General features: G+C 62.0%; 25 protein-coding genes. 14 read left to right on the forward strand and 11 right to left on the reverse strand.

Annotated elements, in window-relative coordinates; all coding sequences use genetic code 11:
- Positions 1-193: 193 nt before the first annotated feature.
- From B0E42_RS18290 to zur, 4 genes are read right to left on the reverse strand one after another with little or no spacing between them, the layout of a single operon-like run.
- Positions 194-907 (reverse strand): PA5502 family lipoprotein, encoded by a 714-nt coding sequence (locus B0E42_RS18290; protein WP_053184772.1) that lies wholly within the window; start codon positions 905-907, stop codon positions 194-196.
- A 37-nt stretch (positions 908-944) separates the two neighbouring features.
- On the reverse strand, positions 945-1,733 hold the full coding sequence (znuB, locus tag B0E42_RS18295) for a zinc ABC transporter permease subunit ZnuB (protein ID WP_003196213.1): 789 nt from the start codon (positions 1,731-1,733) through the stop codon (positions 945-947).
- Positions 1,726-2,508, reverse strand: coding sequence for a zinc ABC transporter ATP-binding protein ZnuC (gene znuC, locus B0E42_RS18300; protein ID WP_018602784.1), 783 nt, complete (start codon positions 2,506-2,508; stop codon positions 1,726-1,728). Before znuC ends, znuB begins: the two co-directional genes overlap by 8 nt.
- Positions 2,508-2,990, reverse strand: a complete 483-nt coding sequence (gene zur / locus B0E42_RS18305; RefSeq protein WP_018602776.1) for a zinc uptake transcriptional repressor Zur — start codon at positions 2,988-2,990, stop codon at positions 2,508-2,510. Before zur ends, znuC begins: the two co-directional genes overlap by 1 nt.
- Before the next feature lie 66 nt (positions 2,991-3,056).
- Here zur and znuA point away from each other — a divergent pair, with 66 nt between their 5' ends.
- Positions 3,057-3,986, forward strand: coding sequence for a zinc ABC transporter substrate-binding protein ZnuA (gene znuA / locus B0E42_RS18310; RefSeq protein ID WP_018602774.1), 930 nt, complete (start codon positions 3,057-3,059; stop codon positions 3,984-3,986).
- A gap of 138 nt (positions 3,987-4,124) precedes the next feature.
- Here znuA and B0E42_RS18315 read toward each other — a convergent pair whose 3' ends face one another.
- Entirely contained in the window at positions 4,125-5,075 is a 951-nt protein-coding gene (locus tag B0E42_RS18315) for a homoserine kinase (RefSeq protein ID WP_018602772.1), read from the reverse strand.
- A gap of 59 nt (positions 5,076-5,134) precedes the next feature.
- A complete protein-coding gene (locus tag B0E42_RS18320; protein WP_018602771.1) occupies positions 5,135-5,422 on the reverse strand; it encodes a DUF2782 domain-containing protein in 288 nt (95 codons plus the stop codon).
- Positions 5,423-5,496: 74 nt separating this feature from the next.
- On the opposite strand from B0E42_RS18320, the gene polA reads away from it, so the two are divergent.
- On the forward strand, positions 5,497-8,265 hold the full coding sequence (polA, locus tag B0E42_RS18325; RefSeq protein ID WP_018602769.1) for a DNA polymerase I: 2,769 nt from the start codon (positions 5,497-5,499) through the stop codon (positions 8,263-8,265).
- 473 nt (positions 8,266-8,738) lie between these two features.
- Here the strand turns inward: polA and yihA are convergent, their stop codons facing one another.
- Positions 8,739-9,380: a ribosome biogenesis GTP-binding protein YihA/YsxC gene (gene yihA / locus B0E42_RS18330; protein ID WP_024617286.1), complete on the reverse strand. Its 642-nt coding sequence runs from the start codon at positions 9,378-9,380 to the stop codon at positions 8,739-8,741.
- A gap of 191 nt (positions 9,381-9,571) precedes the next feature.
- Between yihA and B0E42_RS18335 the strand changes: the two genes are divergently transcribed.
- The 7 genes from B0E42_RS18335 to B0E42_RS18365 all read left to right on the forward strand — a co-directional run bounded on the left by B0E42_RS18335 (position 9,572) and on the right by B0E42_RS18365 (position 16,905).
- A complete protein-coding gene (locus tag B0E42_RS18335; protein ID WP_003196231.1) occupies positions 9,572-9,862 on the forward strand; it encodes a cytochrome c5 family protein in 291 nt (96 codons plus the stop codon).
- Positions 9,863-9,908: 46 nt separating this feature from the next.
- On the forward strand, positions 9,909-10,520 hold the full coding sequence (locus B0E42_RS18340) for a cytochrome c (RefSeq protein ID WP_014335820.1): 612 nt from the start codon (positions 9,909-9,911) through the stop codon (positions 10,518-10,520).
- Between the two features lie 198 nt (positions 10,521-10,718).
- On the forward strand, positions 10,719-11,360 hold the full coding sequence (locus tag B0E42_RS18345; protein WP_018602751.1) for a thiol:disulfide interchange protein DsbA/DsbL: 642 nt from the start codon (positions 10,719-10,721) through the stop codon (positions 11,358-11,360).
- 15 nt (positions 11,361-11,375) lie between these two features.
- Positions 11,376-12,254: an endonuclease/exonuclease/phosphatase family protein gene (locus tag B0E42_RS18350; protein ID WP_024617285.1), complete on the forward strand. Its 879-nt coding sequence runs from the start codon at positions 11,376-11,378 to the stop codon at positions 12,252-12,254.
- Entirely contained in the window at positions 12,251-14,332 is a 2,082-nt protein-coding gene (locus tag B0E42_RS18355; RefSeq protein WP_077506983.1) for a GGDEF domain-containing protein, read from the forward strand. The genes B0E42_RS18350 and B0E42_RS18355 overlap by 4 nt, the downstream gene beginning before the upstream one ends.
- Before the next feature lie 104 nt (positions 14,333-14,436).
- Positions 14,437-15,216, forward strand: coding sequence for an N-acetylmuramoyl-L-alanine amidase (locus B0E42_RS18360; protein WP_053184783.1), 780 nt, complete (start codon positions 14,437-14,439; stop codon positions 15,214-15,216).
- A 75-nt stretch (positions 15,217-15,291) separates the two neighbouring features.
- Positions 15,292-16,905: an EAL domain-containing protein gene (locus tag B0E42_RS18365; protein WP_018602746.1), complete on the forward strand. Its 1,614-nt coding sequence runs from the start codon at positions 15,292-15,294 to the stop codon at positions 16,903-16,905.
- A gap of 19 nt (positions 16,906-16,924) precedes the next feature.
- On the opposite strand, the gene B0E42_RS18370 is transcribed toward B0E42_RS18365, so the two are convergent.
- Positions 16,925-18,715, reverse strand: a complete 1,791-nt coding sequence (locus tag B0E42_RS18370; RefSeq protein WP_024617282.1) for an ATP-binding protein — start codon at positions 18,713-18,715, stop codon at positions 16,925-16,927.
- A gap of 10 nt (positions 18,716-18,725) precedes the next feature.
- The gene (gene algB, locus B0E42_RS18375; protein ID WP_018602742.1) at positions 18,726-20,072 is read right to left on the reverse strand and encodes a sigma-54-dependent response regulator transcription factor AlgB; all 1,347 of its coding nucleotides are present in this window, start codon (positions 20,070-20,072) and stop codon (positions 18,726-18,728) included.
- Positions 20,073-20,510: 438 nt separating this feature from the next.
- Here algB and B0E42_RS18380 point away from each other — a divergent pair, with 438 nt between their 5' ends.
- The 5 genes from B0E42_RS18380 (at position 20,511) to B0E42_RS18400 (ending at position 24,998) form a co-directional block, all read left to right on the forward strand.
- Entirely contained in the window at positions 20,511-20,798 is a 288-nt protein-coding gene (locus tag B0E42_RS18380; RefSeq protein WP_077506984.1) for a hypothetical protein, read from the forward strand.
- An 80-nt stretch (positions 20,799-20,878) separates the two neighbouring features.
- Positions 20,879-21,043 carry a DUF1328 domain-containing protein gene (locus B0E42_RS18385; protein WP_003177151.1) on the forward strand — a complete coding sequence of 55 codons (165 nt, stop codon included), beginning with the start codon at positions 20,879-20,881 and terminating at the stop codon, positions 21,041-21,043.
- Between the two features lie 2 nt (positions 21,044-21,045).
- A complete protein-coding gene (locus B0E42_RS18390; RefSeq protein ID WP_018602710.1) occupies positions 21,046-21,510 on the forward strand; it encodes an inhibitor of vertebrate lysozyme family protein in 465 nt (154 codons plus the stop codon).
- A gap of 704 nt (positions 21,511-22,214) precedes the next feature.
- Positions 22,215-23,546, forward strand: coding sequence for a glutamate/aspartate:proton symporter GltP (gene gltP, locus B0E42_RS18395; RefSeq protein WP_077506985.1), 1,332 nt, complete (start codon positions 22,215-22,217; stop codon positions 23,544-23,546).
- A gap of 222 nt (positions 23,547-23,768) precedes the next feature.
- The gene (locus B0E42_RS18400) at positions 23,769-24,998 is read left to right on the forward strand and encodes a nucleoside recognition domain-containing protein (protein WP_077506986.1); all 1,230 of its coding nucleotides are present in this window, start codon (positions 23,769-23,771) and stop codon (positions 24,996-24,998) included.
- 20 nt (positions 24,999-25,018) lie between these two features.
- On the opposite strand, the gene B0E42_RS18405 is transcribed toward B0E42_RS18400, so the two are convergent.
- Entirely contained in the window at positions 25,019-25,654 is a 636-nt protein-coding gene (locus B0E42_RS18405; RefSeq protein ID WP_077506987.1) for an ABC-type transport auxiliary lipoprotein family protein, read from the reverse strand.
- Positions 25,651-26,589, reverse strand: coding sequence for an MlaD family protein (locus B0E42_RS18410; protein ID WP_018602701.1), 939 nt, complete (start codon positions 26,587-26,589; stop codon positions 25,651-25,653). Before B0E42_RS18410 ends, B0E42_RS18405 begins: the two co-directional genes overlap by 4 nt.

Here is a 26,589-nt window from a genome sequence, read left to right on the forward strand (position 1 = left end):
TCAACTCTCACAGGATCAACTCTCACAGGTGTTAGCTCTCACAGGATCAACTCTCACAGGTGTTAGCTCTCACAGGATCAACTCTCACAGGTGTTAGCTCTCACAGGGTCAATTCTCACAGGGTCAGATCTCACAGAGAACACATTGACCTATGGGAATTGCCCTGTGGGAGCAAGGCTTGCCCGCGATGCTTTTAGGGTTTGCGAGGTGTCAGCACCATCTGCGCCGACACACTGCGCAAAATCTGCTTCTGCAGTTTCAAATCAAACCCCGGATCAAGTTTCTTGACCCGCTTGCTCAGCAACGTCGCCAACCAAGGATAATCATCAGTACGCGGCGCCTGGATGCTGACGTCACACTGATAATTCACCACGTCGGCGGCGATGGCATCCAGTTGTCGACGCATTTGCTGTATATCGGCGAGGTTGAGCGCAACCGTGGTGCTGGGGGCGCTCGGGTCGATCACTTTGGCGACCGGTTTGGCTTCGGCGGCCTTGAGGTCGGCCTCGGCTTTTTCCAGGTCGGCCTTGCGCGCTTCGGCAATGGCGCTGTTGACCTCGCCAGTGAGGGCCGGGGCCTTGGGCATCAACGCTCGGGCACGGCTCAGGGCGGTGGCGGCGGCGTTTACATCGCCTTTTTGCAGGTCGATCTGGCTGCGGCGCAAATACGCCTCGGCCAGTTGCCGCTGATAGGGTTCCAGCGACCGGTCTTCGGGCGACTGGGCTTGCAAGGCGGCCAACTGGTCTTCGGCGGTGGCCAGCTCATTGCTGGCAAGGCTTTGCTCGAGCTGCGCGATGGCCGGGCCCCGCGTATCGGGGGCCTGGATGACCGGCGGTGTACTCTGGCAGGCGCCCAGCAGCAGGGAAAATGCGACAAGGAGCAGATAACGGGAGGCGAACGGCTTCATTCCTGCGACTCTCTATTTGCGCAAAAAGCGAGCAAGTCTACACCCCTCGACGAGGCAGGACAAAACTCAGCAGAAACAGCGCGGCGGCGCTGACCACGATCGACGGGCCGGCCGGGGTGTCCTTGAACCAGGAAAGTGCCAGGCCGCCACACACTGCGAGCATGCCCAGCAGGCTCGCGCCCAGGGCCATCTGCTCGGGTGAGCGGGCGTGACGCTGTGCCGCAGCCGCCGGGATGATCAGCAATGAAGTAATCAGCAACACCCCGACGATTTTCATCGCCACCGCGATGACCACCGCAATCAGCAGCATCAGCGCCAGCCGCAAGCCCAGTACGGGCAGGCCTTCGACCCGGGCCAGTTCCTCGTGCACGGTGACGGCCAGCAAGGGCCGCCAGAGCGCCACCAGCAACAGCAGCACCGCGGCGCTACCGCCGAGGATCCACGACAGGTCCGTCGGACTGATCGCCAACAGGTCGCCGAACAGATAGGCCATCAGGTCAATCCGCACGTCATGCATGAAGCTTAGTACCACCAGCCCGAGGGACAGGGTGCTCGGCGCCAAAATACCCAGCAGCGTGTCGGACGCCAGCGGTTGGCGGTGTTGCAAGGTCACCAGCACCACCGCCAGCAACAGGCAGCCAACGGTCACCGCCACCGCCGGGCTGACGTCCAGCAGAAACCCCAAGGCCACGCCGAGCAACGCTGCGTGGGACAAGGTGTCGCCGAAATAGGCCATGCGCCGCCAGACCACGAACGAACCCAGGGGGCCGGCTACCAGGGCGAGTGCCAAGCCTGCGAGCAGGGCGTACAACAGAAAATCAGCCATGCTTGCAGCCATCTCCATGAACATGATTGGAAGCAGAAGGGGCACTGACCACCGAACCATGCAGGTCATGGGCGTGGTCATGGTGGTGGTGATAAATCGCCAGGCTTTGTGCGTTTTTTCCGAACAGCTCGACGAAGGCCGGATCGCCACTGACTTGCTCGGGATGCCCGGAACAGCAGACATGGCGATTGAGGCAGACCACCTGGTCGGTGGTGCTCATCACCAGGTGCAAGTCGTGGGAGACCATCAGCACGCCGCAGCCGTGGCGGTCGCGCAGGCGCGTGATCAGGCTGTACAGCTCGGCCTGCCCCGCCACATCGACCCCTTGCACCGGCTCGTCGAGCACCAGCAGCTCAGGCTCACGCAGCAGGGCGCGAGCGAGCAATACGCGCTGCATCTCGCCACCGGACACGCTTTGCACCGGGCTGTCGATCACCTGTTCGGCGCCGACTTCTTTGAGTGCGGCCAAGGCGCGTGCGCGGTCCACGCCTGGCACCAGGCGCAGGAAGCGCAGCACCGACAGTGGCAGCGTCGGGTCGACGTGGAGTTTTTGCGGCATGTAGCCGACGCGCAACCTGGGCTTGCGCCAGACACTGCCGCTGTCGGGCTTGAGTAAACCCAGCACGGCGCGCACCAGGGTGGTCTTGCCGGCGCCGTTGGGGCCGATCAAGGTCACGATCTGCCCCGGCTCGACGCTCAGGTGGATGTTGTCCAGCACGCTCTGCCCGGCGAACGTCACGGCCACCTGTTCGAGGCGGATCAACGCATTGCTCATCAGGCCCCCTGGCAGCCGGAGCAGAGACCGACCACTTCGACGGTCTGGGTGTCGACCACGAAGCCGACGTCCTTGGCGCTGGCGATGATGGCATCGCTGATGGACTTCTGTTCCAGCTCGATGGCGGCGTGGCATTCGCGGCAGATCAGGAACTGGCCTTGGTGGGCGTGCTCCGGGTGGTTGCAGCCGACGAAGGCGTTCAGCGACGAAATGCGATGCACCAGGCCGTTTTCCAAGAGGAAATCCAGCGCCCGGTAGACCGTTGGCGGCGCGGCACGGCGGCCGTCCTGCTCGCTGAGCACCGCGAGGATGTCGTAGGCGCCCAGTGGCTTGTGGCTTTGCCAGACCAATTCCAGCACGCGCCGACGCAGGGCGGTCAGGCGCAACCCTTGGCGCGCGCAGATGGCGTCGGCCTCGGACAGCGCGCTGTGCACGCAGTGGGAGTGATCGTGGGGGCGACTGGCAAGGGGGGTAATAGGCATGGGCAGCGACGAGTTTAGTGAGAGACGTTATTATGTTACCCGTTCTCGCCTCTACGAGTGGTCATCGTGTCCCGATTTTTTTCGCTCTTTGTCGCTTTTGTCGCAAGTTTTCTACTGATCAGCTCGGCCCAGGCCGACGTCAAGGTGCTCACCAGCATCAAGCCGTTGCAACTGATTGCCGCCGCCGTGCAGGACGGCGTGGCCGTTCCAGAGGTGTTGCTGCCGCCAGGGGCTTCGCCGCATCACTATGCGTTGCGGCCATCGGATGTACGCAAGGTGCAGTCGGTGGACCTGCTGTATTGGATCGGCCCCGATATGGAAGGCTTTCTGCCGCGGGTGCTCAACGGTCGCAAGCAGCCCTCCGTCGCCATCCAGGATTTGCCCGGGCTCAAGTTGCGTCACTTCGCCCAGGACAGCGCGTCCCACGAAGATGATGACCATGACGCCGATGAACACGATCACGACCATCGCCCCGGCACCGTGGATGCCCACCTGTGGCTCTCGCCGCTCAATGCGCGGGTGATCGCCGCCAAGATGGCGGCTGACCTGAGTGCGGCGGATCCGGCCAATGCGGCCCGCTATCAAAGCAACCTCAAGGGCTTCAACCAGCGTCTCGATGCCTTGGACGCACGCCTCAAGGCGCGTCTGGCCGGGGTCGCAGGCAAGCCGTATTTTGTGTTCCACGAGGCGTTCGACTATTTCGAAGACCACTACGGCCTCAAGCACGCCGGGGTGTTCGCCGTGGCCGCCGAAGTCCAGCCCGGTGCCCAGCATGTGGCGGCGATGCGCACGCGCTTGCAGGCGGTGGGCAAGACCTGCGTCTTCAGCGAACCGCCCCTGCGCCCGCGCCTGGCCGAAACCCTGGTGGCCGGGTTGCCGGTGAAGTTGGCGGAGCTCGATGCGCTGGGCGGCTATACCCCGGCGACGGCGCAGGGGTATGAGCAGTTGTTGGAGAAATTGGGCAATGATCTGGCGGGGTGCCTGGAGTCGCTATAGCCCTGTGGGAGCAAAGCTTGCTCGCGACATAGGCGATTCGATTTCTGAAAGATTTCATCGCCTTCATCGCGGGCAAGCCTTGCTCCCACAGGAAAAGTCGCTTACTGCTGTGGGAGCAAGGCTTGCCCGCGATGCTGTTTAGAGGGCGAAAGGCAACACTGTGTGAACCGTCTGCCGCTGCGCCAAGCGCTGCTGGAACTCCATCGGATCGTGGATCAACACATCCTGCCCGGCAAAGGATTCAGCGGCGATCAACCGCGACAGCCAGAACCGCACGCACGCCACGCGCAGCATGGTCGGCCACAGTTGCGCCTCGGCGGCGGTAAACGGTCGCAGTGCCGCATAGGCACCCAACAGCGCCCGCGCCCTGGCGCCATCGAGCACGCCGTCGTCGTCCGAGCACCAGTCGTTCAAGGCAATGGCGACGTCATACAGCATCGGCCCGGAGCAGGCGTTGTAGAAGTCGATCAGCCCGGTCAGGTGCGTGCCTTCGAACATCGCATTGTCGCGGAACAGATCGGCGTGGATGTTGGCGCGCGGCAGCGCCAGGATGCCGACCTTCTGCAACGAGATTTCATCCAGCGCCGCCTCGAGCAGCCGACGCGGTTCGGCGTCGAGGTGCGAAAGCAGCTGGGCGCCCTCCTCCTGCATCCAGTCCAGGCCGCGATCGGTCTTGCGCTTGATCATGTTGTCGCGGGTAGCCAAGTGCAGATGCGCCAGCAACTCGCCGACCTGGGCGCAGTGCTGGGCGTTGGCCTGCTTGATGTGCTTGCCGGCCAGGCGCGGTTGCAACAGCGCCGGCTTGCCCGCCAGTTCCCGCAGCGCGACGCCGTCGGTGGTGCGCAAGGCGTAAGGCACCGGCAGGTCGGCGTCATGCAGCACGTCCAGCAGTTCGATGAAGAACGGCATTTCCTGCACCGGACCGCGCTCGACCAGGGTCAGGACGAATTCGCCCTGCTCCAGGCTGATAAAGAAATTGGTGTTTTCGCTGCCGGCGGCGATCCCCTGGAAATCAAGCAGGCGGCCAAGCCCATAAGGGGCGAGAAAGGTTTCCAGCTCGGGCCGAGCCAGGGGCGTGAACACAGACATGGTTAAAACTGCCAGTACGGGCGCCCTTCAGCGGGCGCCGGTTGAAGTGCAGAGTGGTACTACCACTCAAAGATTTTCCACGAAGGGATCAGCATATCCGGCTGGTCCGAGCGGATGAAGTTTGCATCGGTACCGTCGGCACGCACCAGGAAATAAGGCTTGCCATTCTTGGGCGTGACCTTGATCGCGTACAAAAATCCGTTTTGCCGATACTCCTGAATGGTTTTATCGCCTTCGGTGCGGATGGTGACGTCCGGGTCTGCCGAAGGTGCGTCGTCCGCCGCCATGACGGCCAGCGGGGTGATTGCAAACAAGCCAGCCAGTAACAGGCGATTGAGTGTACGCATGATAACCTTGTCCCTTTGTCGTCAACGGTCCCGCTATTCTAGCCCCGGACCCGCCGAAAAGGTTGATCCTGCTCATGAGCCAAGCTCCCCTCGTCCTGGTGGACGGTTCTTCTTATCTGTACCGCGCCTTTCATGCGCTGCCACCGCTGACCACGTCCAAGGGCCTGCCGACCGGTGCGGTCAAGGGCGTGCTGAACATGCTCAAGAGCCTGCGCAAGCAGTATCCGGACAGTCCGTTCGCCGTGGTCTTCGACGCCAAGGGTGGGACGTTTCGCGATGAGCTGTACGCCGAATACAAGGCCAACCGCCCGAGCATGCCCGACGACATGCGCGTGCAGATCGAGCCGCTGCATGCCAGCGTCAAGGCCCTGGGGTTCCCGCTGCTGTGCGTGGACAACGTCGAAGCCGATGACGTGATTGGCACCCTGGCCCGCAGCAGCGCGGCGGCCGACCGTCCGGTGGTGATCTCCACCGGCGACAAGGACATGGCGCAATTGGTCGACGGGCACATTACCTTGGTCAATACCATGACCGGTAGCGCCCTGGACGTGGCTGGCGTGAAGGAGAAGTTTGGCGTCGCTCCCGAGCAGATCATCGATTACCTGGCATTGATGGGCGATTCGTCCGACAACATCCCAGGCGTTCCGGGGATCGGACCGAAGACCGCTTCCGGCCTGCTGGTGGGCGTCAATGGCGGCCTGACCGAGCTGTATGCGCAACTGGACATCGTCGCCACCTTGCCGATCCGTGGCGCCAAGACCCTGGCCGCCAAGCTCGAAGAGCACAAGGAAATGGCGTTGCTTTCCTACGAGCTGGCGACCATCAAGACCGACGTACCGCTGGATGTCGGCCTCGACGACTTGCAAATGGGCACGCCCGATCACGAGAAACTGGCTGAGCTGTACACGCTGCTGGAGTTCAAGAGCTGGTTCGAAGACAACCAGCGGGACGCCAAGCGTGCCGGCCAGGAGATCGTCGACGTTGCCGAAGAACAGCCCGGCGCTGCCGAGGCCAAGTACGAGGTCATCCTCGATCAGGCGCGCTTCGACGCGTGGCTGGCCAAACTGGACAAAGCACCGCTGTTTGCCTTCGTCACCGAAACCAATGGCGGCGATGCCCAGCATTCGCAACTCGTCGGCTTGTCGTTCGCCGTGGCCCCTTTCGAGGCGGCCTACATCCCGCTGACCCATTCCTACATGGGCGTGCCGGAGCAACTGGACCGCGACACAGTGCTCAAGGCACTCAAGCCGCTGCTGGAAAACCCGAACAAGCTCAAGGTCGGCCAGCACGCCAAGTTCGAAACCAACATCCTGGCCAACTGCGCCATCGGTGGCGATCAGAACAACGGCATCCTGGTCCAGGGCGTCGCCTTCGACACCATGCTTGAATCCTACGTGCTGGACTCCACCGCGACCCGCCACGACATGGACAGTCTGGCGCTCAAGTACCTGGGCCAGAGCAAGACCGATTTCCAGGACATCGCGGGCAAAGGGGTCAAGCAGCTGACCTTCGACCAGATATCCCTGGAACTGGCGGGTCCTTACGCCGCCGAAGACGCCGACGTGACCTTCCGCCTGCATCAGGCACTGCAGGAAAAGCTGGCCGCCACGCCAAGCCTGGGCACGGTGCTCAACGACATCGAAATGCCGCTGATGCCGGTCCTGGCGCGCATCGAGCGCCAGGGTGCGCTGGTCGATGCCAACCTGCTGGGCGTACAAAGTGTCGAGTTGGGCGAGAAACTGGTGGCGCTGGAGCGTGAGGCGTTTGCCATCGCCGGCGAGGAATTCAACCTGGGCTCGCCGAAGCAATTGGGCGTGATCCTGTACGAAAAGCTCGGCTTGCCGGTGCTCAGCAAAACCGCCAAGGGCCAGGCGTCTACCGCCGAAGCGGTGCTCGCCGAGCTGGCGGAGCAGGATTACCCGCTGCCCAAGGTGCTGATGCAGTACCGCTCGCTGAGCAAGCTCAAGAGCACCTACACCGATCGCCTGCCGGAACAGATCAACAGCCGCACGGGCCGCGTCCATACCAATTATCAGCAAGCCGTCGCCGCGACCGGGCGCCTGTCGTCCATCGATCCGAACCTGCAGAACATTCCGATCCGCACGGCCGAAGGCCGACGCATCCGCCAGGCGTTCGTCGCGCCGAAAGGCTACAAGCTGCTGGCGGCGGACTACTCGCAGATCGAACTGCGGATCATGGCGCACCTGGCCAAGGACGAAGGCTTGCTCTATGCGTTTCGCCATAACCTGGACGTGCACCGGGCCACCGCGGCCGAGGTTTTCGGCGTTGAGCTGGAAGCCGTCACCCTGGACCAGCGCCGCAGCGCCAAGGCGATCAACTTCGGCTTGATCTACGGCATGAGCGCGTTCGGCCTGGCCAAGCAGATCGGCGTCGATCGCAAACAGTCCCAGGCTTATATCGACCGCTACTTCGCCCGCTACCCGGGTGTGCTGGCGTACATGGAGCGCACCCGCGCCCAGGCGGCCGAGCAAGGTTTTGTCGAAACCATTTTCGGTCGCCGGCTGTACCTGCCCGACATCAACGCGAAAAACCCGGCCCTGCGCAAAGGCGCCGAGCGCACCGCCATCAACGCGCCGATGCAGGGCACGGCGGCCGACATCATCAAGAAAGCCATGGTGGCTGTGGATCGCTGGCTGACGGCGTCCGGGCTGGATGCGAAGGTCATCCTGCAGGTACACGACGAACTGGTGCTGGAAGTGCGTGAAGACCTGGTCGATCAAGTCCGTGAGGAAATCCGCCAGCACATGAGCGCCGCCGCCACCCTGGACGTGCCGCTGCTGGTGGAAGTGGGCGTGGGTAATAACTGGGACGAGGCGCACTGATCCTTTCGTCCTGAGGCTTCGGGCTTTTGTGGCGAGGGAGCTTGCTCCCTCGCCACAGGGGCTGGTGTTGGCTGGTAGAGCTGCGGGGAATGGAAGATTGTCATCGCGAGCAAGCTCGCTCCCACACGGGTTTTGTGTCGAGCCGGATATCGAGTTCAACACCGACCCACTGTGGGAGCGAGCTTGCTCGCGATGGCGTCAGCCCAGACACCCCATGCCCCATTGAGTCACCGAAAACCCAGGTGCGGCCTCATTAGCTCGGAAAATTCCTACGGTTATTTCCAAAAATAATCTGAACTAAACCCATGAATTGCCACTCAGAGATTTTGAATGGCTGGTGAAGCCCTTCAATGCTCCTATGTTGTGTTAAGTGTTGGCAGATATCTGGACCCCGCCCTAGCGGTCCGGAACTTGGACCCCGAACTTCCCCCTCCCCATAAGAAGTCCGGGGTTTTTTTTGCCTGCGATTTGGCTTACTCGGCCTCTTCGCTGCCCTTGTCCGCCAATTCCATCCAGTCGGCCAGCACCGTGTAGGCGTCTTCCAGGCCCATGCGCTTGGGCGCGGAGAACAGCTGGATGGTGATCGCGTCGCCCCAGCCTTTGCGAATTTCCGACTGCACTTTGAGCAGGGTATTTTTGGCCGCGCCGTAGGTGAGCTTGTCGGCCTTGGTCAACAGGATGTGCATCGGCATGCCGCTGGCGACCGCCCAATCGAGCATCAACAGGTCGAAGTCGGTCATCGGATGGCGGATGTCCATCATCAGGATCAGGCCTTTCAAACTCTCGCGGCTGCCCAGGTAGGCTTCCAAGTGGCGTTGCCAGTGTTGCTTGAGCGGGATCGGTACCTTGGCGTAGCCGTAGCCGGGCAGGTCGACCAAACGCCGTTCATCGTCTAGCTTGAAGAAGTTCAAGAGCTGCGTGCGGCCCGGGGTTTTCGAGGTGCGTGCCAGGCTCGCATGGGTCAAGGTGTTCAGCGCGCTGGATTTGCCGGCATTGGAGCGCCCGGCAAAAGCCACTTCGAAGCCTTCGTCGTCTGGGCATTGATCGACTTTGGCGGCGCTGAGCATGAAGGTGGACTGTTGGCACAGGCCGAGAATGGGGTTCTTCAGTTGCATGGGATTTCCGATGTGGGCGGCGTCGGGAATGGACGCGGCAAGCTGTGTCGTTTCCGTTTCAGTGACGCCAGTATATAATGCCGCAGATTTTGTGTGCGCTTTGTCCCAGCGTAGGATGAAGTTCACGGGAGCGACCGACCGAAATTGCGCATTAGAACGCAGCTCGTTCCCAACCCTGAAAAGGTCGTTTTATGACGAAATGGCTGCTAGCTGCCGGTGTCTTGATGCCGCTTTACAGCGCTCAGGCTACACAGGATCCGGAAGCTGTGTACAACCGTGTTTGTGGTGCCTGTCATTCCGGCCAACTCCCCATGGCGCCCCGCAAGGGTGATCAGGAAGCTTGGACGCCGAGGTTGGCGAAAGGTATGGAGACGCTGGTGCAACACGTGACCCAGGGTTTCAAGGCGATGCCGCCGCGTGGTTTGTGCATGGACTGCAGTGCCGAGGATTACCGAGCCATCATCCAGTGGATGAGCGAGTGAACCCGGTCCATAACTCTTTAACCCTTAGCCGTAGTTGGATTAGCTGATGAACAAACTGATCGTGAGTCTGCTGTTGACCTTGGGGATATCCGGCGTAGCCCACGCCGCTGGCGATGCCGCTGCCGGTCAGGCGAAGGCGGCCGTATGCGGAGCCTGCCACGGCCCGGATGGCAATAGCATGGCGCCCAACTTTCCGAAACTGGCGGGCCAGGGCGAGCGTTACCTGAACAAGCAACTGCAAGACATCAAGTCCGGCAAGCGCACGGTGCTGGAAATGACCGGCCTGCTGACCAACCTGAGCGATCAGGACCTGGCGGATATCTCGGCGTATTTCGCCAGCCAGAAAGGCAGCGTCGGCGCCGCCGATCCGAAACTCGTGGCCCGGGGTGAAGCGCTGTTCCGTGGGGGTGACCTGGCCAAGGGCCTGCCATCCTGCACCGGTTGCCATTCGCCTGACGGCAAGGGCAACGCCGCGGCCGGCTTCCCTCACCTGGGCGGCCAGCATGCCCAGTACGTCGGCAAGCAACTGACCGACTTCCGCAAGGAAGAAGGCGGCCGGACCAATGATGGCGACACCAAGCCGATGCAGAGCATCGCCAAGAAGCTGAGTGACGAAGATATCGCGGCAGTCTCGAGCTACATCCAGGGCCTGCACTAAGGCCGTTGGGCGGGCGTTGCAAGGGGATACACCGCTTGCAACGTTAACGCTCGATTAATCTGTCGATGCGAGCATCAAAAGGGTGGCTTTGGCCGCCCTTTTTTGTGGCCGCTGCCGTTACACTAGAGAACTTGAACCCGCCACGGCCTGTCTTAGAAACAGGTCTCGCGAGGCCCCCTCATTGTCCAGGAGTAAAGCATGCGTAATCTGATCATCAGCGCCGCGCTCGTCGCCGCCAGCCTGTTCGGCGTGACTGCCCAAGCGGCTGAAAAGCCCGCCGCCCCCTATGTCGAATTGACCAACCCCGTTCCGGTGGCGGCACCTGGCAAGATCGAAGTCGTGGAGCTGTTCTGGTACGGCTGCCCGCATTGCTACGCTTTCGAGCCGGTCATCAACCCATGGGTCGAGAAACTGCCTTCGGACGTTAACTTCGTGCGCATCCCTGCCATGTTCGGTGGCCCATGGGACGCCCACGGCCAGATGTTCCTGACCCTCGAAGCCATGGGCGTCGAGCACAAGGTTCACGCGGCGGTATTCAACGCGATCCAGAAAGAAGGCAAGAAGCTGGTCAAGAAAGATGAGATGGCGGACTTCCTCGCCACCCAGGGCGTCGATAAGGACAAGTTCCTCGCCACCTTCGATTCCTTCGCCATCCAGGGCCAGATCAAGAAGGCCCGCGAGCTGGCGAAGAAATACGAGATCACGGGCGTACCGACCATGATCGTCAACGGCAAGTATCGCTTTGATATCGGTTCTGCCGGTGGCGCAAATGAAGCGCTGCAACTGGCCGACCAGCTGATCGCCAAAGAGCGAGCGGCCACCAAGGCTGCTGCCAACTAAGCGCGGCCTCCGCCCATGGCCCGCTGGAGCACCGAACGCATCGTTGGCCTGCATGAACCGCGGGTCAACGAGCATCATGTCACGTCCACGGGCCTGCCTGGCGATAGCCGCTTGCGGCTGCTCAGCTTCAATATCCAGGTGGGCATCAGCACCGAGCGCTACCGGCATTACCTGACCCGCGGCTGGCAACATTTGCTGCCGCACACCGGGCGTGCCGGTAACCTGCAGAAAATCGGCGACCTGCTCAAGGACTTCGACCTGGTGGCGCTGCAAGAGGCCGACGGCGGGAGCTTGCGCTCAGGCTACGTCAATCAGGTGGAACACCTGGCCCAATTGGGCGCCTTTCCCTACTGGTACCAGCAACTCAATCGCAACCTTGGACGCCTCGGCCAGCACAGCAATGGTGTGTTGAGTCGCTTGCGCCCGTGGGCGATCGAAGACCATCCGCTGCCCGGGCCGAAGGGCCGCGGGGCGATCCTCGCGCGTTTCGGCGAAGGTCCCGAGGCGCTGGTCGTGGTCATGATGCACCTGGCGCTCGGGGCGCGTACCCGGACGATGCAGCTGGCGTACATTCGCGAGTTGATCGGCGGCTACAAACACCAGGTGCTGATGGGCGACATGAACACCCATGCCAGCGATTTGCTGCAGACGTCGCCCCTGCGCGATCTCGGTCTGCTTGCGCCACAACTGGAAGCGACATTCCCCAGCTGGCGCCCCCAGCGCTGCCTGGACCATATCCTGTTGAGCCCGACCCTGACCCTCGAACGCGTCGAGGTGCTGGCCCAACCCATTTCCGATCACCTGCCAGTCGCGGTAGAAATTCGTTTGCCAGGTTCGCTCACGGCCGATGCATTCCCCGCGCTGAGTCCTGCCCCTCGCGGATCCGATGAATGAGCGACGACGCCGAACGCTGGAGAGAGAAGTACCTCAAGAGTATCGAACAGCAGGAAAAGCTTGAGCGCCGTTGGGAGGCTCGGCTCGACTTGCTGCGTCGTGGCCTGGTGCGCAGCACCCTGGCCGCTGAGGGCACTGACAGGGCTGTCGATCAATGCATGAAAGAGATGCGCGAGGTGGTGCGCACCGATGACATGGATGCCGGCCTCGCCGCCCTGCTGCCGCGCCTGGAGAAAGCCGTACTCGATTCCGAGCAGCGCCGCGAGACCCGGGTCGAGCAGACGAGCGCCGCGTTGACGGCCCTGGTTGCCCAGTTGCAGAGCCTGCCGCTGCCCAAGGAAGTCAGCCGGCCGCTGAAGAAGTTTGCCAAGCAACTGGAGGATCGGGCCGGCCAGGCTCGGGAGATTCCGCTGCTGCTCAGCGAATTGAGCGGCTTGCAAGGCAAGGCACTCAATGCCCTGGATGCCCCTGTCGAACCGAGTCGCCCCGGCCTTCTGCAACGGCTGTTTGGCGGCCAAGGCCATGAGGAAGCGACGCCCCAGCCCCACGAGCCTGCCCAGGCCAGTGTGGCATCGACGTCAGAAACGGCCTTGCCCAGAGCCGTGGCGCCGGCAACGGACGCAGAATCTGTCGCACCAGCACCAGCACCAGCACCAGCACCAGCACCAGCACCAGCACCGCAGCCATCGGTCGCGGAGCAAGCACCCACGTTGGAGATGACGCCCGAACCGGTTGCCATGACTGCGCCGAAGATCGAGCCAGACCCGACGCCCGCTCCAACACCTGTAGCCGAAGTGGTTCAACCGATCAGCGAACCGGACGAAGCCACCGAGCCTGCGCCGCTGCAAGCCTTGGTCGCGGACGAACTCCCGGTAGCGGCACCGCCGCTCGAGAATCCCGACGAACTGATGCCCGAGGAGCCTGCACAGGCCCTGCCCGATCCCTCGCTCCCCCCAGCGGAGCCCGCCGAGCCTCTGGAAGCCATCGATGGGGCTGACGCCCAGTACGCCCTGCCCGACTCGCCGGAGCCGTCGTACAGCTCGGTCGCCAAGCATATCGAAGACACGTTGTTGGGCCTGTTGGGCGACCTGACCTTGCCCGAGCGCCATCGGCCACAAGCCGAAGCCATGCGTGAGCGGTTGCGAAATGGCTTGAACTGGTACGAATTGCTGCCGATCCTCGATGATCTGGCGGTACTGATGTTGGCCATCACCGACACCGGCCAGCATGAGTTCGAAGCGTACCTGCAGCGCCTCAACGATCGGCTTGAGTCATTCCAGAGCAGCCTGCAGGCCGCCAGTGAAGACCACGCGGATAACCTGTCGGCCTCCCGGGAAATGGACACCCAGATTCGCGAACAGGTGGACGGCCTGCAAAGCAGCGTGCAACAAGCCGATGACCTGGAAGGCCTCAAGCAGGTGCTCGAGAATCATCTCGAGGGCTTGCTCGGCACGATGGACCAACACCGCCAGCAACGTGATCAACGCGAGCAGGAAGTCTCGGCTCGCCTGAAAAGCCTGGCCGATCGCGTCGCGCTGATGGAGCAGGACGCCCAGGTCGTGCGGGAGAACCTCGAGGAGCAGCGGCAAAAAGCGTTGGTCGATCCGCTCACCGGGCTGCCGAACCGCGCCGCCTGGTCCGAACGTCTCGAGCATGAAGTCGTCCAGTGGCAACGGCACGGCAACAGCATGCTGCTGGCCATGCTCGATCTCGATCATTTCAAGCGCATCAATGATAACTACGGCCATCTGGCCGGTGACCGGGTGTTGAAACTGATCGCCTCGGTCCTGCGTAAACGCCTGCGTGGCGGCGATTTCATTGCGCGTTTTGGTGGCGAGGAATTTATCCTGTTGGTGCCCAATACGCCCCTGGCTGCCGGCGCCAAGCTGGCCGAAGCGCTGCGCCTGGCCGTTGAAGCCTGTCCGTTCCATTTCAAGGGCGAGCCGGTGACGGTGACGGTATCCATTGGCCTGACGGCCTTCAAGCCGGGCGAACACAGCGATTCGGTGCTTAAAAGAGCCGATCAGGCGCTTTATCGCGCGAAAAATGCCGGGCGTAACCGCATAGAATTGGGCTGAGGGGCTAATTGTTCCAATTTGTTTAATATCGCCGCGCGCACCGGATCATCGCGAGGCGATACGTTACACTGTTGCATTACTTCCAGCGTGTAATGCCTTCCGCCATGAAATTTTTTTCGCTCATTGCTGCTTTATTTATCCTGGCCGGCTGCACCAGCGGCCCGCGGCTCGACACCAGCCACCCTTCCGTCAACCATGACAACCGCATCCAATTTGTGGTGGTGCATTACACCTCGGCTTCCCAGGAACGCTCACTGGCCCTGCTGACCCATGGCGAAGTCAGTGCCCATTACCTGATCGGCGATGATAAAGACGCGACCATCTATAAGCTGGTGGATGAAGGTCGACGCGCCTGGCACGCCGGGGAAAGTGAATGGGAAGGCCGGACCTGGCTCAATTCCAGTTCGATCGGCATCGAAATCGTCAATCCGGGGTTTGTCGACACGCCCACCGGGCGCCTCTGGTATCCCTACAGCGAAGCCCAGGTCCAGGCCTTGACCGTCTTGCTCAAGGACATCATCCAGCGCAACGGGATCAACCCGCGCAGCATCATCGGCCACAGCGACATCGCGCCCCTGCGCAAGCTCGATCCGGGCCCGCTGTTCCCCTGGAAGCGCCTGGCACAAGCCGGCTTGGGGGTGTGGCCGGATGAACAGGCCGTCGCCCGCCAGCAGGCCGTCTTCGCGCCACAGCTGCCACCTGCCAGTTGGTTCCAGGCCGAGCTGGCCCGCCTCGGTTACCCGACGCCCCAGACCGGCGAATGGGACGTGGCCACCCACCATGTGCTGGCCGCCTTCCAGATGCACTACCGGCCGACCCGCTTCGATGGCACGCCGGACGCGCAAAGCGCGGCGATCCTGCAGGTGCTCAACCAGACAAAATAATGACGCCCGTCCGACTAATCGGGCCAAATCCAAATCAGAAGCTATAACTCATTGGTAACTTTCGGATTACCCATGATGACGGCTGCCCGCGAAACCCTGCAGAGCTGGCTCCATCGCCCCCTTTTCCTGGCGATGATGGCGGCTGCCCTGAGTACCGTCCTGCTGCTGGCGGGGAGTCTGTTTGTGGTCGTGCAGCAGATCCAGCAGCGTGAAAGCGACCAGATGAATGCCCAGGGCGAGCGCTTCCTGCAACGGCTGGAACAGCTTTTCGGGCAATTGCGTGAAAGCCTCGACGACCTGCAAAACCAGCCGCTGCGCGGATGCGACGATGACATGATCGCGACCTTGCGCGAGGTCAGCTTCAATTACCGTTTCGTTTATGAAGCGGTGTATATCGATGGCAGTGGTGTCTGTTCCAATCGCCCGCGCCAGACTGGCTTGTCGGTGACCCGCCCGCCCGACCTCCGAGGGCCGACCTACAATTACTGGCTCAATACCACCACCGAACCCAACGAAGACCGCGCGGCGTTAATGCTGGGGCGCGGCAATTTTCGAGTCGCCACCTCCCGCGGGCATTTGGCCGACGTGGTCGATCTGCCCCCGGGCAGCAGCCTGCTGGTGGTCCTGGACCACGGTGAACGAGCCATTCCCGTGTTGGGCACGGATCAACATTGGCCGCCCGCGGAGCCTTGGCCACCGAAAAGCCAGAATGCCCTGCAAGTGACGCCGACCCGGCTGATCTATCGGATGCCCACCGACAGCCCGGAATATCAACTGGTGCTGATCGCTCGGCGCAACGTTTTTGATATTCCGGCCAATGCCTGGTGGATGCTGCCCGTCAGCCTGGTGCTGGGCCTGGGGATTGGTTTCCAGGTGTTTCTGCTGGCGCGCCACCGCCAGTCCATGGATGCCGAACTGCACGGGGCCATCCGGCGCGGTGAGTTGCAGGTGCTGTACCAGCCGATTTTCGACTTGAGCAGCCGCAACTGCGTAGGTGCCGAAGCCTTGCTGCGCTGGCGACGACCGGACGGCACCCTGACCAGCCCGGACCTGTTTATCCCGATGGCCGAGAACACCGGGCAGATCCGCCAGATCACCGATTTCGTGCTGCAGCGGCTGTTCGATCAATTGGGCCAACTGTTGCGGGCCAATCCACAGTTGTACATCTCGGTGAACCTGGCGGCCTGCGATGTGATGGTGCCGCGTATTGGCGAAGTGATCGCCCGCCTGCTGGCGCTGCATCGGGTGTCGGCGCACCAGATTGCCTTCGAAGTGACCGAGCGTGGGTTGGTCGATGTGTTGGTCGCCCGGGATAACCTGCAATCGCTGCGCGACGTCGGGCATCAGGTGTTGATCGACGATTTCGGCACCGGTTATTGCAGCCTGGCCTACCTGCAAACCCTGCCGGTGGACTGCCTGAAAATCGACAAGGCCTTCATCGACGCCTTGGGCCACGATGCCGCCAGCAGCGGCGTGGCCCCGCACATCATTCGCATGGCCCACGCCCTGCAGCTCAAGGTGATCGCCGAAGGCATCGAGCATGAAGCCCAGGCTTCCTATTTGAGCAGCGAAGGGGTGAAGTTCGGCCAGGGCTGGCTGTTCGCCCATGCCCTCAGCGCGGTGCAGCTCATTGAATTGATTACCCGTGGTCGGCGCCTGCGTGGACGCCGCCTCGATGACGAAGCCTGAGTCCGCTCAGGCCGTGAGCTCAGACCGCCAGCGCCATGTAGAACTGCGTGCCCTGCCCCGGCCTTGAATAAACGCCCATGCGCCCGCCGTGGAGCTGGACGATCTCCTTGCACAGCGCCAGGCCGAGGCCGGCGCCCCCTTTCTTGCGTCCGACCTGGACGAAAGGTTCGAAGATCCGTCCCTGCTGGCCGTAGGCAATGCCTTCACCGTTGTCTTCGACGCTGATGATCACCCGCTCGCCATGGCGCCGGGCCTGCAGGCGAATCTGGCCGTTTTCGCCGGTGTGACGCATGGCGTTGTCGATCAGGTTATCGAGCACGCGATCCAGTTGCGCAGCGTCGGCATGCAGTCGCGGGAGCGGGCCCTGGATCGCCACGAGCAGCTCGATACCCTTGGCTTGGGCCTGCTCGGCAAACCGCAGCCGGGCCGCTTCCAATAGCTCGTCGATGGAGCAAGGTGCCAGGGTCAGCTTCTGCAGGCCGTTCTGGTAGCGAGAGAAGTTCAGCAAGTCATTGATGAGCTGCATCAGCCGCTGCATTTCTTCGGTGACGGTGTTGAGCAGGTCGGCCTCGCGCGACTCCTCTGGAAAATGCAGGCGCTCCTGCAACAGGCCGAACGCCATGTGCATGCCCGTCACGGGCGTGCGCAGTTCATGGGAGGCACGCAAGACGAACTCGCTGCGCACCCGTTCGAAGGCGCGTTGTTCGGTCACGTCATGCAGCACCATGACCGCGCCGAGGATGTGGCCCTGGGTATGGCTGACTGGTGTGAGACTGTAGGTCAGCACCCGCGACTCGCCGTCGACTTCGATGCTCAGGTCTTCCGGCGCGCGCTCCAGGCTTCCACCGCGCAGGACCAGGTGCAATTCTTCATCCAGTTCAAGGCGCCCCAGCGCCTCGCCCAGTCCTTGCCCGAGGCGTTCCTCATCCCAGCCCAATTGACGCTGGGCCACCGGGTTGAGGTGCTCCAGCTGGCCTTGGCGGTCGATCATCAGCAAGCCGTCGTCGATGCTGTCGAGCACCGCTTGCAAACGTTGCTGGCCGGCGAGCAGCTCATCGACGTTGGTGGCCTGATGCTCACGCAGGGCCTGGGCCATGACCCCGAAACGACGGGTCAGGAGATTCAACTCAGCGGCCGAGGAAACGGGTAGCGTGACCTCGAAATTGCCTTGGCCAATGTCGTCCGCCGCTGCAGCCAGTGCCTCGATCGGCGCGCCGAAACGCTGGGCAATGCCATGGGCCGTGATAAACCCGATGATCAGCACCGCAAACCCCACCAACCCCAGCAGTCCGGAAATCCACATCGCGCGCTCACGGGTGCGGTCCTGGGTTTCACTGATGTTGGTCAGGGCCTGGCGATAGCCTTCGATCAGTCCATTGCGCAGCACGTTGAATTTTTCGGTGAGGTCCTTGATGTTCGTGAGCTGGCTCGGCGGCTGGCGAGACGCGGTGAAGGCCTCAAGAAACTCCATGTAGTCGGCCTTGGCCCTGCTGAAACTGACTGCCGCATCGTCCAACCCTCGTTCGTGGGCGATGCCTTCGTCGATCAGCGCCAGGTATTGCTGCTTGGAGGCCTCCAGCGCCGCCAGGTCGGGCTTGTCGTCGAGCATGATGATCAACTGATCGCCGAGGGTCTGGCGCAGCTTTAGGCCCAGGTCCAGCAGAATGAAGTTGTCGCGTACCGATTGTTCCTGGGTGTTGGCCATCTGCATCACGCTGACCAGGCCAAGCACCAGTCCCAGCAAGGCCACGGTGATCAGGGCCGAGATGCTGAGAAACAGTCGTGTGCGCAGCTTCATCGCCAGTTTCATAAGGTGTCGCTCACAGGTTGTACTGCTTGCGTTTGCGATACAGCGTGGAAGCATCGATGCCCAGGGTCTTGGCCGCCTGGTCGAGGGTGTCGGCCGTGGCCAGCACCGCGCCGATGTGGGCTTTTTCCAATTCGTCGAGGCTCAGTGCGGCGCCGATGCGCGGCGCATTGTTGACCGGCTGCTCGGCCATGCCCAAGTGACTGATTTCGACTTTTTCCTGAGGGCAGATAATGCTGGCGCGCTCGACCACGTTGCGCAGTTCCCGGATGTTGCCCGGCCAGCGATAGCCTAGCAGCGCTTCGCGCGCTTCGTCGCTGAAGCCCCGGGCCGGGCGCGCGTATTCCTTGACGAAGCGGGCCAGGAAGCGGTCGGCCAGGGTCAGAATGTCTTCGGCGCGCTCACGCAGTGGCGGCAGGTGCAGGGTGATGACGTTCAGGCGATACAGCAGGTCTTCGCGAAAACGCCCGTCGCGCACCATGTCTTCGAGGTTGAGGTTGGTCGCGGCGAGAATCCGCACATCGGCGCGGCGGGTGACCGGGTCCCCTACCCGCTCGTATTCCTTGTCCTGGATGAAACGCAATAATTTTGGTTGCAACGTCAGGGGAAAATCGCCGATCTCGTCGAGAAACAGCGTTCCGCCGTCCGCCTGGTTGACGCGCCCCAACGTACTCTCGCTGGCGCCGGTGAAGGCCCCACGGCTATGGCCGAACAATTCGCTTTCCATCAGTTCAGCGGTCAGTGACGGGCAATTGATGGTGACGCAGGATTTTTTCGCGCGCTTGCTCCAGGCATGGATCGCGCGGGCCAACTCGCCTTTACCGGTGCCGGACTCGCCGAGGATCAGGATGTTGGCATCGGTGCTGGCGACCTGGCGGGCGGTTTCCAGGACGACTTTCATCGCCGGGCTGTGGGAGTCGAGACCGTCCTTGGGCTTGCGCACCTCCCCTTCAAGGGCTTCAAGCCTTGCCGACAGTTGGCGTACTTCCAATTGCTTGGCGGTCGCCAGGCGCAATTGATCGGGGCTGCACGGCTTGACCAGGTAGTCGGCGGCCCCGGCCTGGATCGCGTCGACCGCGGTATCGACCGCCGAGTGGGCGGTGACGATGACCACGCGCATCCAGGGAGCCTGGATACGCATTTGCGCCAGCACATCCAGGCCGTTGTCTTCGCCCAGGCGCAGGTCGAGAAAACACAGGTCGAACACCTGGCGTTGCAGCAGTGCGTCGGCCTGTGCGGCGCTGTTGGCGGTAGCAACGCTATAGCCTTCGTCTTCCAGGCAGTATCGGAACGTACGCAGGATGGCGGACTCGTCGTCTACCAGCAGAATGCGGCCTTGATGCTCAGTGGCGGATTCCATTTTTCCTACGCTCCTTTAATGAATGATGTTGGTTAGTGTCAGAAAAATCGGGCAAGTTGCATGGTCGATTCTGAGGGGATATTACTCACCGAGAATGACCCTGTGGACGTGTGACTCCTAAAAGCCTGATTTGAGTTCCTTTTTTTATGAATCGTCTGGTTCAGACGGTTCGTATCGCTCATTCCGACAGCTGTGTCTGACAGCCAATTCAAAAACAATCTAACGTCTTTTCCGCCTGATTCGTGCAATACGCACGACCGGCGCTTGCGCCATCGTGCAGGATGCGCTCCCGGCACGTTGCATTTATTTACTAACTTATTGATTTTAAAGATTTTTACTTAACAAAAAATCCTGGCACGCAGGCTGCAATGCTCTGGTCAACGTGGCGTTCGCGCGCCTCAACCAGATCACCGCACCCGGGTGTGGAGGAATTCCAGGATGAATCGTCAAAGTGCCGCTCAATTGCGCCTCTCTTCCCTGCACATCCAGCAGGGCCTATGGGCTGCCTTGGCGCTGCTGGTCACCCTCGTAACGGGCCAGCAATGGTTGCTCTGGCACGAGCGTCAACAGCCAGAAGCGCCAGAGGTGTCGATTCAGCGTGCTCCGCAAACCCATTTCAGCGCTGTCAGCAGCCTTGAAGAAGCGTCCGCTTCAATGCGCATGATGGATGTCGACCAGGCTCAGCCATTGAGCACCATGCCGCGTGAAGAGCGCTGGGTGTTTTAACCCGATGAACCGGTCGTCCATTGCGCCGGAACCATCACCGCAAGACCTTCACTAAATAGAAAAGCGTAAGGAGAATCACCATGTTGAGCTGGGCAATTACCTTCCTGATCATTGCCATCATCGCCGCTGTACTGGGCTTCGGTGGTATCGCAGGCACCGCCACGGGCATCGCCAAGATTCTCTTTGTCGTGTTTCTGGTGATGTTCATTGCTTCCTTCTTCTTTGGCCGTCGTGGCCGAGGCTGACCATGAGCGTTTCATTTAAAGGACTGGCCGCCGCCCTGTTGCTGGGCGGCAGTGCCATGGCAATGGCTGCCAATGACGGACAGATGCGCGTCAACCAGTTGCTGGAGGCCGACCCGCAATACCGCGAGACTTGGCAGCACGTCGTTAAAAAAGAAGAGCGCCTGCCCGAATGGGTGATGAACCTGTCAGGCGATTCGCAGCAGATGAATGCTGTGGAGGAAGATGGCGACAAGTACCTGGTGGGACCGTTGTGCGAAACCCAGGCGACGTGTCGCAGCGCACGCCTGTTCGTCGCCTTCAGTTTCGACAAGGACGAGGCCTATGCCATGTTGGTGGAAGTCCCTGCGGGGCTGCCGGCCGACAAGTCCCCGACCCGTCATGCCAACTACCGGTTCCTCGGCAAGCCCGATGAAGGTATGCAGAAACTGTTAATGGAACAACTCAAGAAAGATCCGAACTGGTACTGATTCTGAAAATGGGAAAAGCAGCCCTGCTTTTCTCTGCTGCACAGCCCGAGGAGGGCCGGTGCATGACCAGGGGGCCGGGACGTTCTGACGGATGAGCGTCGGAGTGACCTACGGGCACAAGGGGTGCCTGCGAAAGGGCCGGGTCAGGTAAAAGCTGCGACGCAAGTTCGCAAAGCCATCACGGCTTGGCGAACTTGCGTAGAGCTTTATGTCGCCAGATGCGTGCGCCAGAGCGGTTGGCTGATTGGGGCGCCGCAAGCCACCCGGCGATGCGGCATATTGTCTCCTCCCACCGATTTATCCCCCTTTTCCTGACCGTATATCGGAGAATGCTGGCGCAATTTCTCCCATGGGCCGCGTCTCGATTCGCGGTTGTTTCATCGGTCCCCCACCGTTGCGAGAGAAAGCCCAGCTACGCTGAAATGGCCGTTTCACGGCACTTATGCCTGCATAAATGTCGTGTTCGATCTGCCTGGAAGGCGGGTTTCGTTTGCAAATCTTCATGCCGATTCGGCATAGGGTAGGCGTTTACGGCATTAGACGAGCCCCCCCTGCATCGCAATAGTTGCGCCTTTTTTTCGCCTGCCAGTAAGCCGCTAACGCGCTCGGGGTGACCTTATACGGGGGCAGGGGCGCGAATGTTTTTCGTCATCGACGATCTGTTCGCGCCACTGCCCGAGTCCAACTGAAGTAAGGGTAACGATATGAAGAAGGCACGACTAAGCCTCGCCTGGCAGATCCTCATCGGTCTGGTGCTGGGGATTGCATTGGGCGCGCTGCTCAACCATTTCAGTGCCGAGAAGGCCTGGTGGATCAGCAATGTGCTGCAACCGGCGGGCGATATCTTTATCCGTCTGATCAAGATGATCGTGATCCCGATCGTGATTTCCTCGCTGATCGTCGGCATTGCCGGGGTCGGTGATGCCAAGAAGCTCGGGCGCATCGGTCTCAAGACCATCCTTTACTTCGAAATCGTCACCACCATCGCCATCGTCGTCGGCCTGCTGCTGGCCAACTTCTTCCAGCCGGGCAGCGGCATCGACATGAGCACCCTGGGTACCGTGGATATTTCCAAGTACCAGGCCACGGCGGCGGAAGTCCAGCATGAACACGCGTTCATCGAGACCATCCTCAACCTGATCCCGTCGAACATCTTTGCCGCCGTCGCCCGTGGCGAGATGCTGCCGATCATTTTCTTCTCCGTCTTGTTCGGCCTGGGTCTGTCCAGCCTGCAATCGGACCTGCGCGAGCCGCTGGTGAAGATGTTCCAGGGCGTGTCGGAAAGCATGTTCAAGGTCACCCACATGATCATGCAATACGCCCCGATCGGCGTGTTCGCCCTGATCGCGGTGACCGTCGCCAACTTCGGCTTCGCGTCGCTGCTGCCGCTGGCGAAACTGGTGATCCTGGTATACGTCGCCATCGCTTTCTTCGCCTTTGTGGTGATGGGCCTGATCGCCCGCCTGTTCGGCTTCTCGGTGCTCAAGCTGATGCGCATCTTCAAGGATGAGCTGGTGTTGGCCTACTCCACCGCCAGTTCCGAAACCGTGCTGCCGCGCGTGATCGAGAAGATGGAAGCCTACGGCGCGCCGAAAGCCATCTGCAGCTTCGTGGTGCCCACCGGCTATTCGTTCAACCTCGACGGTTCGACCCTGTACCAGAGCATCGCGGCGATTTTCATCGCCCAGCTGTACGGCATCGACCTGTCCATCAGCCAGCAATTGCTGCTGGTGCTGACCTTGATGGTCACCTCCAAAGGCATCGCCGGTGTGCCGGGCGTGTCGTTCGTGGTGTTGCTGGCGACCCTGGGCAGCGTGGGCATTCCGCTGGAAGGCCTGGCCTTCATCGCCGGCGCCGACCGCATCATGGACATGGCCCGTACCGCGCTGAACGTCATCGGCAACGCCCTGGCCGTACTGGTCATCGCCCGCTGGGAAGGCATGTACGACGATGCCAAGGGCCAGCGCTACTGGAACTCCCTGCCGCACTGGCGCAGCAAAGAGCCGCTGCCGGCGGGGGAAACTTCCAGCCGTTGAGATCCATTGTGGGAGCTGAGCTTGCTCGCGATGGCGTCGGATCAGTTGGCATTGATGTTGGCTGATCCACCGCCATCGCGAGCAAGCTTAGCTCCCACAGGGTCTTCCACAGGGGGTTCGTTAATCACCTGCGCAGTGCCAAGCAAACCCCGGAGAAATCCGGGGTTTGTCGTTTCTGCCAGCCCCGCTATCATTCGCGGCATCTTCCGGGGGATTTAACTGATGCTCAATGGCCTGTGGCTTGGCTTCTTTATCGTGGCTGCCGTGTCGGCGCTGGCGCAGTGGTTGATCGGCGGCAACGCCGGGATCTTCGCGGCCATGGTGGAAAGCATTTTCGCCATGGCCAAGCTGTCGGTGGAGGTGATGGTCCTGCTGTTCGGCACCTTGACCCTGTGGCTGGGCTTCCTGCGCATCGCCGAAAAGGCCGGCATCGTCGACTGGCTGGCCAAGGCCCTCGGCCCGCTGTTCCTGCGCTTGATGCCGGAAGTGCCCGCCGGCCACCCGGCGATCGGCCTGATCACCCTCAACTTCGCCGCCAATGGCCTGGGCCTGGACAACGCAGCCACCCCCATCGGCCTCAAGGCCATGCGCGCCCTGCAAGATCTCAATCCCAGCCCAACCATCGCCAGCAACGCGCAGATCCTGTTCCTGGTGCTCAACGCCTCGTCGCTGACGCTGCTGCCGGTGACAATCTTCATGTACCGCGCCCAGCAAGGCGCGCCGGACCCGACCCTGGTGTTCCTGCCGATCCTGCTCGCCACCAGCGCCTCGACCCTGATGGGATTGCTGTCGGTGGCGTTCATGCAGCGCCTGCGCTTGTGGGATCCGGTGGTGTTGGCTTACCTGATTCCGGGCGCGCTGGTGCTGGGCGGTTTCATGGCGCTGCTGGCCACACTCTCGGCCACGGCACTGGCGGGGCTGTCGTCGATTCTCGGCAACCTGACGCTGTTTGGCCTGATCATCCTGTTCCTGGTGGTGGGCGCGCTGCGCAAGGTCAAGGTGTATGAAGCCTTCATCGAGGGCGCCAAGGAGGGGTTCGACGTCGCCAAGACGTTGCTGCCGTACCTGGTGGCGATGCTCTGCGCCGTCGGCGTGCTGCGGGCTTCGGGGGCGCTGGATTTTGGCCTCGACGGCATCCGGCACCTGGTGCAGTGGGCCGGCCTGGACACGCGTTTCGTCGATGCCCTGCCGACCGCCATGGTCAAGCCGTTCTCCGGCAGCGCCGCCCGGGCCATGTTGATCGAGACCATGAAGACCTCCGGCGTCGACAGCTTCCCGGCCCTGGTGGCGGCGACCATCCAGGGCAGCACCGAGACCACGTTCTACGTGCTGGCGGTCTATTTCGGCGCCGTGGGCATCCAGCGGGCGCGCCACGCCGTGGGGTGTGCGCTGCTGGCGGAGTTGGCCGGGGTCGTGGCGGCCATCGGCGTTTGCTACTGGTTCTTCGGTTGACCTGAGTCGCCCCGCGGCCCCTAGGGTTGGGTCGGCGTTGCGAAACGCTGGCCTTGCTCCACTGTCCAGGCCACCACTTCGGCGGTCAGCCGGTCACCGGCCCGACCGAAGCCGTCCACCACCGCCGGCACTTTCGCATCGCTCAACGGCTGGCGCACTTCAAACCGGCGACTGGCCAGGATGCGCTGGTCGAACCCGCGCACCAGCAGTGCGTCCAGGCGAATCACCACGCTGGCCGCTGTGCCCTGGTATTCGGTCTGGAACGCCTGCAATTGCCCGCCCAGTTCCAGGTCCGCTTGCAGGTTGCTGTCGGCGACGGTTAACAACCTCACGCGTCCATCCTGGGCGAAGCCATCGAGCAGGCGGTTGCGCAACAGCACCGGGGCTGGGTCGCTCCAGCGCGAGGCGGCGTAGCTGCTGAACAGATTGCCCTGGGGGATCACCGCGATTTTCGGGCTGTTGAGCACTTCGCTGGCTTGCGGGCTGGCCAGGCGCAACGACCAGTTCACCGCCGTGCCCGCAGATGCCGGCGCCTGGGTGGCGGGCAGGCGATAGACGTCCGCCGGTTCGGTCTTGGGCAAAATCGAGCAGCCCGCCATCAGGATAAATCCTGCCAGCAACAGGCCAGGGCGCAGGAATCGATTGGACGGCTTCATGGCGTGAACTCCTTGTCCTTGTCATTGCCCAGCAAATAACCGCTGGGGTTGGCATCCAGCCGTCGGGAAATACCCCGCAAGGCACTCAGGGTCTCGCGCAGCTCACGCACGGCGGGCGCCAGGGCATTGAGGCCCTGCATGCCGTTATTCAACGAGTCGCGGTTGTCGTTCAGCAGTTTGTCGAAGGTTGCCGTGCTGCGGGCCAGCGATTGCATGGCTTGCCCGGCGCTGCCCATGACCTCTTTGCCTTGATCGTCCAGCAAGCCATTGGCGTTGCGCATCAACGCCGTGGTCTGCTCCAGCGTGGCGCTGGCCTGTTTGCCGATGGACGCCAGTTGCTGCATGGCCTGGCGAATATCGCCGCGCTGCTCGGCAATGACCCCGGTGGTTTGTTCCAGATGCTCGAGGGTCTTGCCCAGGCTTTGGACGTTGTCCGAGGAAAACACCTCATTGGCGTTGTGCAGCAGCAGGTTGATGCTGGTCATCAAGTCATCGCTGTTGTTGAGCAGGCGGGCAATAGGCGAGGGCGCAGCGATGATCACCGGCGGTTCGCCGTCGTGCCCGGTCAGCGCCGGGCTCTGGGGCGTGCCGCCACTGAGCTGGATAATCGAAGTGCCGGTGATGCCGGTCAGTGCCAGCTTGGCCTGGGTGTCTTGCTTGATCGGTGTTTCTGCGCTCAAGCGCACCCGCGCCAGCACCCGGCGTGGGTCGTTCGGGTCCAGGCGCAGGTTGACGACGTCGCCGACCTTGATCCCGCTGTACTCCACCGAGCTGCCCCGGGACAACCCGCTGACCGCCTCGTTGAACACCACTTCGTAATCCTTGAACTCGCTGTCCACGCTGGACTTGGCCAGCCATAGGCCAAACAGCAGGGCGCCGGCCACCACAATGACGGTGAACAGGCCGATCAGCACATGATGGGCTCGGGTTTCCAT

The sequence above is a fragment of the Pseudomonas sp. A25(2017) genome, assembly GCF_002001065.1.
Taxonomy (GTDB): domain Bacteria; phylum Pseudomonadota; class Gammaproteobacteria; order Pseudomonadales; family Pseudomonadaceae; genus Aquipseudomonas; species Aquipseudomonas kilonensis.